Here is a 12,803-nt window from a genome sequence, read left to right as displayed (position 1 = left end):
CATGCTTTCCGAAGAACCAGCGGCCCCGGCCGTGGACGCCATTGCTCCGATCCTGACGCCGGAAGGCTGGGAGCTGCTGAACTCCCTGGGACCGTACAGCGAAGCGGACAGCTTCAAGCTCAACACCGAACTGCGCAAGGCCGGCCACAGCCCGGAAGTGGTCGCCGCCGCACTGACCCAGGCCAAGCTGCGCACCAAGGCCGAGGCCAAATTCGGCGAGTTCGCCCGCCGGATGCTGTTCACCCCGGCCGGTCTGGAACAGGCCACGCGGCTGAATGTCGCCGCCCGCCATGCGCAGCGGTACGTCGCCGCCGGCGTCGAACGCATCGCCGATCTGGGCTGCGGGATCGGCGCCGACGCCATGGCCCTGGCCAGCATGGACCGGACAGTCACCGCCGTCGACATCGATGAGGCAACTGCTGCGGTGGCCACCATCAATCTGATGCCGTGGCCCAACGCGACCGTCGTCAACGCGGACGCCACCGGCTTCGATCTCACTGGATACGACGGCGTGTGGCTGGATCCCGCACGCCGGACCACCACCAGCTCCGGTACCCGGCGGTTGTTCGACCCCGAGGCGTTTTCCCCTCCCCTGTCCTTCGTGGAGCACCTCGCCTCAGGCGGTCTGGCGGTCGGCGTGAAGATGGGACCCGGTATTCCGCACGAGTCCCTGCCGGCTGGCTGCGAAGCGCAGTGGGTCTCAGTGGACGGGGAGGTGACAGAGGCCGCCCTTTGGTTCAACGCACTCGCCCGCGAAGGGGTGCGGCGCGCCGCACTGGTCATCGGAGCGCACGGCGCGGCGGAGCTGACTAGTCCGGTTGGCTACGACCCTGCCGGGCAGGACATCGAGGTGGGACCCGTTTCCGGTTACCTGTACGAACCGGACGGCGCCGTAATCCGCGCCGGACTGGTGGCCGACGTCGCACGCCAGCTGGGCGGGCACCTGCTGGATCCGCACATTGCCTACTTCTGCGCCCCGGAGCTAACGGAAACACCCCTCGCCCGGGCGTTCAAGGTGCTGGACGTGAAGCCATACCACGTCAAGGCACTGAAGACCTGGGTGCGCGAAAACAGCATCGGCGTCCTGGACATCAAGAAGCGGGGCATGGCGGTTCCGCCGGACGAACTCCGTAAGCAGCTCCTGGCCGGCAAGGCCAAGAACGCCAGGAACAAGGCCACGCTGGTCCTTACCCGCATCGGCGAGCACCGGGTGGCCGTCGAGGTCGAACCGGTCGGGTGACCTCCGGCAGACCGTCAGCAGTCCGTCAGCAGCCCGTCCCGGCGGGATAAGGACCGACGGCGGCGGGCAGGTTTCCGGGCGCCGCTGCCTTCCCGGTCAGCACGTCAAGGAGCGCGTCGAACGCCTCCGGCGTCCTGCCGAAGAGCGCGATCTTGGTCGGCGCAGTGGAAGCAGCCAATTGCCACGGGGCATCAAGTGTCACGGCAATGTCCCCGCCTGCCACCCGGCCCGGCGCCGCCGTTCCTTGATCCGGCCCTGCAGCCTGCGTCCGTGCCCCTGGCTCGAGCAGCGCAACAACAGTCCCTGTGCCCACGGCCAGGCCCCGCGCCTGGGCGGCGGCGGTGAACCGGCGCCGGTCCTCCGGGCTTCCGCCCACGACGGAGACGGCACCGCGAAGCAGGTCGCCCGTGCATTGACCTTCAACCACGGTCATACCGGCGGCCGTCGCGGCTTTGGAGACGGTGGAATGCGAGCCCACAGCCGACAGCGCAGCGGGAGCCGCCAGCGTCTGCTGCCATTTCATCAGCGCGACCACACGGGTGGCGGCTTCGTCGAGGCGCGCCGCGGTCACAGCCCCCGAGTTCACGGCCCTGACGACGGCGGCATGGGCGGCGTGGATGTCGGATGGCATCAGCAGCAGGTCGGCACCGGCCGCCAGCGCACGCGGTGCCGCCTGGCCACCTGGATAATGCTGCTCGATGGCCCCCATGTTCAGGGCGTCCGTGACGGCCACTCCCTCGAATCCCAGGCCACGAAGCGCCCGGTAGCTGGCAGCGGACAGAGAAGCCGGGACGCCAGGCTCCAGCGCGTCCACAGCGATGTGTCCCATCATGACCACAGGCGCACCCTGCCTGACCGCTTCACGGAAGGGAAGCCAGTCCCGCGCCTGCAACTCGCCCAGCGGAGCGGGCTGGACCGGGACGTCGACATGCGAATCCGTTGTCACCGATCCATGGCCGGGAAAATGCTTGACCGCCGGCAGCACGCCACTTTCCAGCGCCCCCTCGGTGGCCGCCGTCGTCAGCCGCGCAGCCAGATCAGGATCACCGGCGTAGGACCGGGCCCCAATGGTCGGATCCGCCGCACCCAAGGTGGCATCGGCAGTGGGGGCATGGTTCATTGTGAAGCCCATTGCCGACAGTTCGGTGTTCATGGCCTTCATGCTCGTCCGGGCCAATTCCTGGTCCGCGGAGGCCCCCAGGGTCATCGGTGCCGGCCACTCGGTCAGCGGAGCCTTCAGCCGGGCCACTAAACCGCCTTCCTGGTCCACAGCCACCACGGCTGGCCAGTCGCGGCCGGTGGCTGCGACCGCGCTGCTGAAGCGCTCGTTGACGGCAGCCATTGCCGCCGCGTCCACTCTCCCGTCGGTGGCCAGCGGAACGTTGTCGCCCATGACGATTGTGCCCGCCAAGTGCAGTTCGCGGATGGCCGCTTCGACCGGAGCCGGATCCTTCCCGCGGTAAAAGGGCACCAGGACCTGTCCGGCCTTTTGTTCAGTGGACATGCGGGCGACAGCAGCAGCTGCTTCCTCGTACTGTTCCCGCGTCGGACCCCAGGTCAGTGCCGCCGGTTCTGTCGTGTGTTCCGGTTCGGCGGACGACGGCGGTGCGGCAGCCGGTGATCCCGGCGCCGCCGGCTGGTGGGACGGCGCTAGGGAGACCGATGCTGCGGACGGGAGTTCCGGGGCCGGCGCGGCCTGGCAACCGGCCAGGCTTGCAGCCAGCACGGTGGCCACAGCAGCGTTCACATACCGAGGCACTGCTCTTTGGTGCGACTTCACGCGTCCGATGTTACCGTTACGGCCCATTCGGCGGGCTTCCAGAAGATGGACTTCCGGAAGGCGGACTTCCGGAAGACCCTGAGGCTGGATCTCCGCTCCGGTCCCTGGCCGCGGACGCGCCAGGGACCGGACCCGGCAGCCATGGAGTGGCTGTGCCTGCATCCCGTTCCCCCTTCGGATCATGCTGCTCGTCAAAAGGCGTCACTGACTGGTTCAGGGCCTCGGACTGTTGCGGCTCTCCGTTGGCAGCAGCGGACAGGGGCGCGCCGGGGGTGTGTGTGGTGTGGTGGTACTGGTTGCGGCGGGGTTTTTGGTCGGGGTCGAGGCAGGGCGGGGGATGAACCAGGGGATGCTGTGGCGGACGGTGATGGTCCAGTTGCCGGCTTCGATGAGGTCGTGGTGGTGGCTGCAGAGCAGGCAGCCGTTGTCGGTGCAGCTGTGGCCGCCGGCGTACCAGGGTGTGATGTGGTGGGCTTCGGTCCAGACGGCGGGCATGGTGCAGTCGGGGAAGGCGCAGCCTTTGTCTCGGGCGATCAGGGCGCGGCGGATGGCGGGACTGAAGAAGCGCTGGGCGCGGCCGGGGTCGAGGATTTCGCCGCGGCTGCCGAGGATGACCGGGTTGATGTCCGCCTCGCAGGCGATGCGGCGGATGGTGGCGGCGGTGACGGGGCCGGTGAAGACCGCGTGCCCGGTCCCGCCGGCCGTGCCGCCGGTGAGCCGGCCGGCCAGTTCGTTGGAGTCGATGGTGGCCATGATCTGGGGGCGGTGTCCGCCGGTGGCCGGCAGGGTGTTGGTGGCCAGGGCCAGCCGGCAGGCGGCGCCGAGCCCGTCGAGCAGTTTCCGGGCCCGGGTCCGCGGATCGGGCAGCGGTTGAGCATCGCTCATGTGGGCTGTCCCGTCCCCGGCGGTGTCGCCGCTGCTGTCCGCGGCTGCCGTGCCGGGGTCCGTGGTGCCGGTGGCGGGGCGGGTGCGGGGGTTGGTGACGGTGTTCATGACGGTGATAAGGGCTTCGTACTGGGCGTCGGTGGCAACGATTTCCAGCCGGTGCAGGCCGCGGCGGATGCCGCGGTCGAACACTCCCTGCCGGGTGCGCAGCAACTCCTCGGTGGGTTCGGCTCCGTCCGGGTCGACGGCCGCTTCCCAGCGGCGGGTCACGGCGGCCAGGATGTCGGTGTCGGATTCGCCCGCCTGGCTGGTTAGAGCGCATTCCATGGCCGCCAGGTCCGCCGGCTCGGCGGCCGGGCAGCACCGAATGAGTCAGCCGGAGCCGGCGGCGGGCCTCGGTGATGCCGATGCCCAGCCGGGCCCGCATCAGCGGCCAGCGCCGCGGCCGGATCGGCCCACCCGTCCGCCCCCGCGGCCGGGCCGGTGGTCCGGGGGTGTTCCCCGACGGCGGCGATGTCCCGCTCCTCGGCCGCGCGGGCGCCCAGCAGCTGCAGGTACTCGACCGCTTTGGAGAGCTCCTCGACCGCCGCGACCGTATCCGTCAGCTCCAGGGTGGACAGCAGGGCCGCCTCGTCCCGGAACCGGCCGGCAAACTCCAGCAGCTCCGCCCGCAGCGCATCCACCCGGTCGGCGGCCGGATCCTCAAGCTCCAACGGGGTAATCGCCATACCCCGATTATATTCGAAACCCAGTTCTAATATAAGTACTGTGGAGGAATAGTGATAGATTTTCTCTTCCAGCAAAACCCAGTGACCCAGCACGTTGAGGGCGCGCGAAGCTGCTCCACTAAACTGAACAACAGTCCCACTCGTCAGGAGCCCGCATGAAGATTGACTTTGCCAAGTCCCGGCAGTCCACCCTCGGCGTGGAATGGGAGCTGGCCTTGGTGGACCGCGAAACCGGGGATCTGGTATCCAAAGCAACAGATGTGCTGCGTGAATGCGCCGCGAATCATCCCGAACTCAAGGATGACGAAGAGCACCCGCATGTAAAGCAGGAACTTCTGCTGAACACCGTTGAGCTGGTCACCGGTGTCTGCACCACAGTGGAACAGGCGAAGGCGGAGCTAACCGACGGCATGGCATCCGTGCGCGCCGTCACCGATCCCATGGGCATTGAATTGTTCTGCGCCGGCTCGCACCCCTTCAGCCAGCCGCACTCCCAACCCGTCACGGACAAGGAGCGCTATGCGAAGCTGATCGACCGGACCCAATGGTGGGGCCGGCAGATGGTCATCTACGGTGTGCATGTCCATGTCGGCCTGGACCGGCGGGAGAAGGCAATGCCGGTGCTCGACGGGCTGGTTAACTTCTTCCCGCATTTCCAGGCACTGTCCGCCTCGTCACCGTTCTGGGCGGGCGAGGACACCGGCTACGCCTCGCAGCGGGCGCTGATGTTCCAGCAGCTGCCGACGGCGGGACTGCCGTTCCAGTTCGCCACCTGGGCAGAGTACGAGTCCTATGTGCAGGATATGTTCACTACTGGAGTCATTGACACGATCAGCGAGATTCGCTGGGACATCCGGCCGGTCCCGCTGCTGGGAACCATCGAAATGCGTGTCTGCGACGGCTTATCGACCTTGGAGGACGTCGGCGCCATCGCGGCGCTGACTCAGTGCCTGGTGGATGATTTCTCGCGGACCCTTGACGACGGCGGCAGCATTCCGACATTGCCGCCCTGGCATGTGCAGGAAAACAAGTGGAGGGCCGCCCGCTACGGGCTGGACGCCATCGTCATCCTCGACGCCGCCGGCACAGAACGCCTGGTGACAGAGCACATCGTCGATGTGCTGAACCGTCTGGAGCCGACGGCCAAGCGCCTGGGCTGTGCCGATGAACTGGCGGATGTGGAAAGGATCATCCAGCGCGGAGCCGGCTACCACCGGCAGCGCCGCGTTGCCAGGGAGAACGGCGGTGACCTGCGCGCCGTGGTGCAGGATGTTGTCCGCCAGCTGCGCGGCAGCATGGGATAAGCCGCAAGATCGGGGTAGGCAGCCGCTGCGTGCCGGCGCAGCCTAGGAGCCGGCCGGGTCCTGGCGTCCGATCCTAGCCAGGATCTTTTCCCGCCGGGACGCGGATTCCGGGACTTCCAGGGGGCCGGTGCAAGCGCCCTGGCCGTACAGGTTGTCCCCCATCTGTCCGGCGAAGGTGTCCACCGTGGTAAGTTCGTCATCGCTCAGGTCCGCGCAGATACCGGCTGCCGTAGCGATGTCCCAGCGGTGGACAATCAGATCGAAACGGAAGAAGGTATCAAAGGACCGGGCCAGGGTTGACCGGCCGAAGACCCCCTCATACTCCGTGCCTGCGAGTGCCGGATCGGAAAGGATATGTCCGACGGCGCCCGATGCAGCCGCCCACGCGCCGGCCGGATCCTCGGCGGCAGGGGGAATCGGAGGCAGCTCAAGGCCGACCCGGCGCACCATGTCCGCTTCACTGTCGATGACATGCTGCAGCACTCCGGCTGCGTCCCATTCCGCACACGGCGACCGGTTGGTCCACGCTCCCGGCGGGACCGCGGCAATGCATTCGGCCAGTCGGGCGCTGAGCTCCTTGTAGCGTTCGGCGATTGCGGCCAGCTCTTCCGTGGAGGTACTCATGGCAGGAACTTACCCGTGCCTGCCCGGCTTGTCACCAGCTGCCTCAACAGGCCCCCACAAAAGCGGGGCGGGCGGCGCCTAAACCTAGAGCGCCGCACCTTCCAGGAAGGCCTTCATAAGGGGGCCGCCGGTGGTGGAACCGTAGTCCCCTTGCTCGACGAAGACTGCCACTGCAAGGTCTCCCCGCGCCGCAACAAACCACGCATGGGTTTCCGGCGGATTCCCGGTGCCGAACTCCGCGGTTCCGGTCTTGGCAATTGCCGGCTCACCGGGCAGGTCGGCGAGGATGCCTGCTCCGCCTTCGGTGACCACGGCCCGCATCATCTGCCGGAGCATCGCGGCTTCATCCGCTGTCAGTGGGACGGCCGGGCTGCCCTCCGCAGCCGAGCCCTCCCCTGCCGATTCCTCCGCCGTAGCCGGACCCACCACGATCTTTGGTGACACCAGGGATCCCTTGCTGATGGATGCTGCCGCCGTGGCCAGCGCCAGCGGAGAAGCCAGCACCTGTCCCTGCCCGATCATCGAGGCCGCATGCTCTGTCCCTTCGGCTTCGGCAGGAACGGAGCCGAAGAAGGCCGGGACGCCTGGATCCGCTTCCACCCCGATGCCCAGGGCCGCGGCTGCCTCCGCCAGGCTGGTCTGTGGCACTGAACTGCTGGCGGAGATGAACGCGGTATTGCAGGAATGCGCCAGCGCCAGCTGGAGGCTGACGTCGCCAACCGCCTCGGCCGGGTACGTCGGCGCGTTGCGGAAGGAGCGTCCATCCATCGTAATGGTGTCCGTGCAGGGAACGGACGTCCCCGGCGCGGCGCCGTTGCGGACCATGGCCAGCGAGGTGGCGAGCTTGAAGGTGGAACCGGGCGCATACTGGCCCAGCGTCGCCGTGGAGTATCCTTCGCTGCCCGGCCCACTGGCCGCCGCCACGACATCGCCGGTGGACGGCCGGACCGCGACGATGGCGCTCGGCGATGCCTCCCCGGCCAGCACTTCCTCGGCCAAGGCCTGCAGGTCCGGATCCAGGGTGGTCTGCAGCGCCTGGCCGTCTTCCGGCGCCTTTTCGAAGAGCACCCGCGGCTGCGCGCCGGCCCCGCCGGTCCCGGCTGCCGGAATTGCGCTGATGGTCATGCCTGCGGTTCCGCTTAGCTGCTCGTCGTACTGCTGCTGGATGCCGGACAGCCCCGTAGCATCGCCGGCCCTCAGCCGCCCGTCGGATTCCTCCACCAGCTCCGCGGTTGCCTGCCCCACCGTGCCCAGCAGCGGGCGGGCGAACGTCCTGGTGGGGGCCAGCGCTATTTCGTCGCCAATACCGCGGGCGCCCGGAATTGCGGCCAGCTGTTCATCCGTCACCGTACGCGAGGCGTCGTCGCGGAGCACGAGGGCTTCCACGAACGCGGCCTCCCCGGCCGCCTCCGCCGCAGCCGCGAACTGCCCGGGGTCGATCTCCACCAGCCCGGCCAGGGCCCGGGCGGAGTCCTGCAACTGTCCGGCGTCCGCGGGATCCAGCTGGGACTTGTCGATTCCGATCCTGACCACAGGTCGTTCAGTAACCAGCACGGCACCTTCAGCGCCCAGGATGTCCCCGCGGTCGGCGGGCGCGGCATCCAGAGCCAGCCGTTCGCCGTCGTTCATGCCGGGAACGACGGCGGAAGGTGACCAGGTGGGCCGCCACTGCCCCTCGGCCCAGGTCAGTGGCACCTCGGTGGTGTAGGTCCAGTCCGTCCCGCTGTCATCAACGTCCCAGGTGTATTCGAACCTCGCGGCAGCGGTGTCATTGTCACCGGGTTCGACGCCGGCAACTGTCACCGCGGGCTGCAGTGGCGCCAGGGCGCCGACGATGGCAGCCAGTTCCTGGTTCGCCGCGGCGCCCTCAGCACCGTTGAATGCGATGCCGGAGACATCGAGTGAGGACAGTGAAGCTGCCAGGGCGGCGGCGGCCGCGTCCGGGGCCGGGCGGCTGTCGCACGCCACCAGGGTGGACGCGAGCACCGCGGCGATAGAGCCGATGGCCAGTCGTTGTCTGTTCCCCACTGCGATCCCGTCCCAATCCTTTGCTGCCGACCGTTACGGATTCACCCTAGCGGCCACCGGGGACAATCCAGGCCTTCTACAAGTGGACGCTCGTTACGGGCATCGAGGAATCCGGCGCGAAGTCGATGCCGCTGGGCCTGCCGCCGTCCGCAATGACCTGGGCGGCGAGTGCGGCGACCATCGCGCCGTTGTCGGTGCACAGCGACGGCTTCGGAACCCGCAGGGCGATGCCTGCCGCGTCGCAGCGCTCCTGCAGCAGGGCCCGCAGCCGGGAGTTTGCCGCCACTCCGCCGCCGAGCAGCAGTGAGGTCATTCCGTGCTCGCGGCAGGCCAGCACAGCCTTGGACGTAATCACATCCACCACCGCTTCCTGGAACGACGCTGCCAGATCCGCTACCGGTATTTCCTCGCCGCGGGCCTCGTACTGCTCCACGGCGCGGGCGACGGCGGTCTTCACACCGCTGAAGGACCAGTCGTAGCGGTGCCGTCCAGGCTCCTCGGCCGTCCCCATGTACTTGGGCATGGTCAGCCCGCGCGGGAACCTGACCGCTGCCGGGTTCCCTTCCTTGGCCAGCTTGTCGATGGCAGGCCCGCCCGGATAGCCGAGGCCGAGGATGCGGGCCACCTTGTCATAGGCCTCGCCGGCGGCGTCATCGATCGTGGCGCCCAGGAGTTCGACGTCGAAGGAGATGGAGCGCACACGCAGGATCTCGGTGTGTCCGCCGGAAACCAGCAGCGCCCCCAGGTTGTCCGGCAGCCGGCGTGCGGCGCCTGCGGCCGTGCCGCCGTCGTGCTTGTCCCCGGACGCTGCCGCGAACAGGTCGCCGTCCAGCAGACCCACGCCCACATGCGCCACCAGATGGTTGATCGCGTACAGCGGCTTGCCTGTGGCCACGGCCAGCGCCTTGGCCGCGCACACGCCGACCATCAGCGCTCCGGCCAGGCCGGGGCCGGAGGTCACGGCGAGCGCATCCACCTCGTCCAGCGTCACGCCGGCCTCGTCGAGGGCCTGCCGCAGCGTCGGCACGAACGCGTCCAGATGCGCGCGCGAGGCGATCTCCGGTATCACGCCGCCGAAGCGCACATGCTCGTCCATGGACGAGGACACGGTGTTGGCCAGCAGCTGCGTGCCGCGCACGATGCCGACGCCGGTCTCGTCGCAGGAAGATTCGATGCCCAGCACCAGCGGTCCCTGGCTCTCACCCGCCCGGGTCTGCTCAGCCACCTACGCCTCCTTCTGAAGTTCAAGTCTCATGATCAGCGCGTCCACGCCGTCCCGGTAGTAACGCGGCCGGACGTGGATCTGTTCGAAGCCGAACCGCCGGTACAGTGCCTGCGCCCGCGGGTTGTCCGCGCGCACTTCCAGCAGCACGTCCTGCGCGCGGCGCCGTCGGGCCTCGGCGATCAGCTCCGTCAGCATTGCCGTGCCGATCCCCCGGCCTTCGTACTCGGGCGCGACGGCGATAGTCTGCACGTCTGCGATCGGCTGCACGCACATGAGTCCGGCGTAGCCGACGATCCGCCCATCCGCCTCCGCGACGATGTACCGCCGGGTCTCCGGCTGGCTCAGCTCATCATGGAACGCCTGCAGCGGCCAGGCATCAACCGGAAACAAGGCGTCCTCCAGTTCGCTGACGCGTACGACGTCGTCCGCGACCATGGTGCGCAGCTGCACCGCGGGCGCTGGTTCCGTCATCACAGCACCCGCTTCCGCGGACCCGGTACCTGCGCGTCGGATTCGCGCAGGTACAGCGGGGTGGAGCCGAGCAGCGGCACGCCGCGGGCCAGCCGTACGGCGGCGGTCAGGCCCAGCGAACGGGCCGTCGGCTGGCGGTCGGCAAAATCCGCGACCACGCGCACCTGGTCCGGGTAGAGCCCGGCGCCCTTGCCATAAACGGGCAGCTGGGGCAGCGCGGACGCTGTATCGACGTGCGGGCCGCCGACGAGCCTGAAGGTGCCTTCGATGCAGCGGTACTGGGCCCAGTAGACCTCGCGGCGCCGGGCGTCGGTGGCAACGATGAACTCGTCCACCCCGTGCCGCACCGCGTTCCTGGACGCGTCGGCGGCGATCGCGTCCAGGCTCATCATCCCGTGCAGCGGAACGTTCCAGACAAAGCTCAGGCTCCGGGCGGTGGCGATGCCGGAGCGCAGGCCGGTGAAGGGACCGGGGCCCACCCCCACCACGATCGCATCGAGCGTGGGCCCTTCGACGTGGGCCTCGGTGAAGAGGCCTCGGACCCCCGAGGCCAGGACCTCGGCGTGGCTGCGGGTGTCCGGCGTCTCGAAGTTCGCCAGGACCTCCGGCCGCTCCCCATCGGCGGTAATCAGCGCCGCGCTGGCGATGGCGGAGGTATCGATGGAAAGAATCAGCACCGAATCAGTTTAGGTCAGTTGGGCCAGTGCCATTCCAGGCCGGCCCACCGCCGGCCGAAAGCGCTGATGCGGATGGTGCGGGACTCGTCGTCGTCGGTTTCCTCGAAGTCCAGTTCCACCGGCTCGGTTTCCAGCCCTTTGCTGCCTGCCGTTGCCGGCCAGCCGGTGGCCGCGTCCCCGGTGGCTGGTTCACCGGCGGCCAGTTCCGCCCCGGTGGCGCGCAGCAGGTCGATCTCCAGCCGGCTCTCGGACAGGTGCTCCACCCGGTCACGGCCCCATTCGACCACCGTGACCGAGGTGTCCAGAGTGTTCTCCAGATCGATGTCGTCGATCTCGGCCGCCGAGCCGAGCCGGTACGCGTCCACATGCACCAGGTCCGGGCCGCCGGGATTGGGGCCGTCCGGGAGGTTGGGGTGGATGCGGACCAGCACGAAGGTCGGGGAGATGATCCCCGGACGTACGCCCAGGCCCTCCCCCAGGCCCTGCGTGAACGTGGTCTTCCCGGCTCCGAGCTCCCCGGTAAGGACCAACAGGTCGCCGGCGCGCAGCTGCCTGGCCAAGGCAGCGGCCAGCGCCTGCGTGTCCGCAGCGCCGGTGGTGATGAACTCCTTGGTCCAGACAGGTGCCGGCCCGGCCAGGCCGGTCATCGGTCCGAATCCATGAACACCCGGGTGACCCGGCTGCTGATCCGCGTCACGACTTCGTAGTTGATGGTGCCGGCCGCCGTCGCCCATTCGTCGACGCTGGGTTCCCCGTTGCCGCCGAACAGGACGGCAGGCTTGCCCAGCGGCGACGCGTCGGTGCCGGCCACGCCGGTCGTCTTCAGGTCGATGACCATCTGGTCCATCGCGATCCGGCCGACCACCGGATAGGTGCGGCCCTCGACCCGCACGGGGCCGCCCGAGGCGATCCGCGGCACGCCGTCCGCGTAACCCATGGGGATCAGCGCCAGCGTGGTCGCTTCCTCCGTCTGGTAGTTCAGGCCGTAGGAGACCCCCTGTCCGGCCGGCACTTCCTTGCAGTTGGCGACCGTGGTCTTTACAGTCATGGCCGGGCGCAGTCCCAGTTCCTGCGAGCTCTGGCCAGCAAAGGGCGAGAGCCCGTAGATGCCCAGCCCCACACGCACCATGTCGAAATGTGTGTCCGGGCGGGACAGCGCGCCCGGGGTGTTGGCCAGATGCCGGACTTCCAGGTCGATCCCGGCGTCTTCGGCTATGGCGACGGCCTCCCGGAAGCGGCGGATCTGCTCATCCGTTTCCGGGCGCCGCGGTTCATCCGCCACGGCCAGGTGGGAGAAGATTCCGACGACGCGCAGCAGGCCGTCCTCCTGGTAGGCCACGGCCTGGCTGACCAAGGCGTCCCACTGCTCGGGCGGGCAGCCGTTGCGGCCCAGCCCCGTGTCGATTTTCAGGTGCACGCGCGCCGGCCGCTGCAGGTCGCGGGCTGCCTCTGCCACATGGGCCAGTTCCCAACCGGAGATGCCCAGATCGATGTTGTTCTCGATCGCGGCGGAAAACCGGCTGTCGACGGTATGCAGCCAGGCGAGGATGGGCGCCTCGATACCGGCCTGCCGCAGGGCGAGCGCCTCGGTGATGTGGGCAGTGCCCAGCCAGGCCGCCCCTGCCTCCAGGGCCGCCTTGGCCACCGGCTCCGCGCCGTGCCCGTAACCGTCCGCCTTGACCACGGCCATGACTTTGGCGGGTGCTGCGATCTCTGCGATGTGCCGGACATTGTGGCGGATAGCGGCAAGGTCGACGACGGCCTGGCGCTCGGGCTGCGGCCCGTCTGCTGAAAAACTCACGCAGCTATTCTTCCACCCGCCGCGACCGGCCCGCCGAATT

General features: G+C 68.7%; 12 protein-coding genes. 2 read left to right on the top strand and 10 right to left on the bottom strand.

What is annotated here, in order from left to right:
* The first annotated feature begins 1 nt into the window (after nucleotide 1).
* A complete protein-coding gene (locus tag AC5RWU_RS05990; RefSeq protein WP_494030174.1) occupies nucleotides 2–1,240 on the top strand; it encodes a class I SAM-dependent methyltransferase in 1,239 nt (412 codons plus the stop codon).
* 25 nt (nucleotides 1,241–1,265) lie between these two features.
* Here AC5RWU_RS05990 and AC5RWU_RS05985 read toward each other — a convergent pair whose 3' ends face one another.
* The 3 genes from AC5RWU_RS05985 to AC5RWU_RS05975 form a co-directional block, all read right to left on the bottom strand.
* Entirely contained in the window at nucleotides 1,266–2,987 is a 1,722-nt protein-coding gene (locus tag AC5RWU_RS05985; RefSeq protein ID WP_494030173.1) for a glycoside hydrolase family 3 N-terminal domain-containing protein, read from the bottom strand.
* A 246-nt stretch (nucleotides 2,988–3,233) separates the two neighbouring features.
* Nucleotides 3,234–4,232 (bottom strand): HNH endonuclease signature motif containing protein, encoded by a 999-nt coding sequence (locus tag AC5RWU_RS05980; RefSeq protein WP_494030172.1) that lies wholly within the window; start codon nucleotides 4,230–4,232, stop codon nucleotides 3,234–3,236.
* Entirely contained in the window at nucleotides 4,217–4,633 is a 417-nt protein-coding gene (locus AC5RWU_RS05975; RefSeq protein ID WP_494030171.1) for a hypothetical protein, read from the bottom strand. The genes AC5RWU_RS05980 and AC5RWU_RS05975 overlap by 16 nt, the downstream gene beginning before the upstream one ends.
* Nucleotides 4,634–4,788: 155 nt before the next feature.
* On the opposite strand from AC5RWU_RS05975, the gene AC5RWU_RS05970 reads away from it, so the two are divergent.
* Entirely contained in the window at nucleotides 4,789–5,937 is a 1,149-nt protein-coding gene (locus tag AC5RWU_RS05970; protein WP_494030170.1) for a glutamate--cysteine ligase, read from the top strand.
* 42 nt (nucleotides 5,938–5,979) lie between these two features.
* On the opposite strand, the gene AC5RWU_RS05965 is transcribed toward AC5RWU_RS05970, so the two are convergent.
* From AC5RWU_RS05965 to alr, 7 genes are all read right to left on the bottom strand, one after another.
* Nucleotides 5,980–6,561 carry a maleylpyruvate isomerase family mycothiol-dependent enzyme gene (locus tag AC5RWU_RS05965; RefSeq protein WP_494030169.1) on the bottom strand — a complete coding sequence of 194 codons (582 nt, stop codon included), beginning with the start codon at nucleotides 6,559–6,561 and terminating at the stop codon, nucleotides 5,980–5,982.
* 84 nt (nucleotides 6,562–6,645) lie between these two features.
* The gene (locus tag AC5RWU_RS05960; RefSeq protein WP_494030168.1) at nucleotides 6,646–8,589 is read right to left on the bottom strand and encodes a penicillin-binding transpeptidase domain-containing protein; all 1,944 of its coding nucleotides are present in this window, start codon (nucleotides 8,587–8,589) and stop codon (nucleotides 6,646–6,648) included.
* A 76-nt stretch (nucleotides 8,590–8,665) separates the two neighbouring features.
* Nucleotides 8,666–9,814: a tRNA (adenosine(37)-N6)-threonylcarbamoyltransferase complex transferase subunit TsaD gene (tsaD, locus tag AC5RWU_RS05955; protein ID WP_494030167.1), complete on the bottom strand. Its 1,149-nt coding sequence runs from the start codon at nucleotides 9,812–9,814 to the stop codon at nucleotides 8,666–8,668.
* Entirely contained in the window at nucleotides 9,815–10,285 is a 471-nt protein-coding gene (gene rimI / locus AC5RWU_RS05950; RefSeq protein ID WP_494030166.1) for a ribosomal protein S18-alanine N-acetyltransferase, read from the bottom strand. It lies immediately after the preceding gene.
* On the bottom strand, nucleotides 10,285–10,962 hold the full coding sequence (tsaB, locus tag AC5RWU_RS05945) for a tRNA (adenosine(37)-N6)-threonylcarbamoyltransferase complex dimerization subunit type 1 TsaB (protein WP_494030165.1): 678 nt from the start codon (nucleotides 10,960–10,962) through the stop codon (nucleotides 10,285–10,287). The genes rimI and tsaB overlap by 1 nt, the downstream gene beginning before the upstream one ends.
* Nucleotides 10,963–10,976: 14 nt before the next feature.
* Nucleotides 10,977–11,609, bottom strand: coding sequence for a tRNA (adenosine(37)-N6)-threonylcarbamoyltransferase complex ATPase subunit type 1 TsaE (gene tsaE, locus AC5RWU_RS05940; RefSeq protein ID WP_494030164.1), 633 nt, complete (start codon nucleotides 11,607–11,609; stop codon nucleotides 10,977–10,979).
* Nucleotides 11,606–12,763, bottom strand: a complete 1,158-nt coding sequence (alr, locus tag AC5RWU_RS05935; protein ID WP_494030163.1) for an alanine racemase — start codon at nucleotides 12,761–12,763, stop codon at nucleotides 11,606–11,608. Before alr ends, tsaE begins: the two co-directional genes overlap by 4 nt.
* Nucleotides 12,764–12,803: the final 40 nt, after the last annotated feature.

This window comes from Arthrobacter sp. B0427-1-12 (genome assembly GCF_059092905.1).
This window is presented reverse-complemented; position numbering and strand designations above follow the sequence as displayed.

What these genes read in the sequence shown, in the direction of transcription:
- AC5RWU_RS05990 (WP_494030174.1), top strand. Translation starts at nt 2, where the DNA reads ATGCTTTCCGAAGAACCAGCGGCCCCGGCCGTGGACGCCATTGCTCCG.
- AC5RWU_RS05980 (WP_494030172.1), bottom strand. Translation starts at nt 4,232, where the DNA reads ATGGAATGCGCTCTAACCAGCCAGGCGGGCGAATCCGACACCGACATC.
- AC5RWU_RS05975 (WP_494030171.1), bottom strand. Translation starts at nt 4,633, where the DNA reads ATGGCGATTACCCCGTTGGAGCTTGAGGATCCGGCCGCCGACCGGGTG.
- AC5RWU_RS05970 (WP_494030170.1), top strand. Translation starts at nt 4,789, where the DNA reads ATGAAGATTGACTTTGCCAAGTCCCGGCAGTCCACCCTCGGCGTGGAA.
- AC5RWU_RS05965 (WP_494030169.1), bottom strand. Translation starts at nt 6,561, where the DNA reads ATGAGTACCTCCACGGAAGAGCTGGCCGCAATCGCCGAACGCTACAAG.
- rimI (WP_494030166.1), bottom strand. Translation starts at nt 10,285, where the DNA reads ATGACGGAACCAGCGCCCGCGGTGCAGCTGCGCACCATGGTCGCGGAC.
- tsaE (WP_494030164.1), bottom strand. Translation starts at nt 11,609, where the DNA reads ATGACCGGCCTGGCCGGGCCGGCACCTGTCTGGACCAAGGAGTTCATC.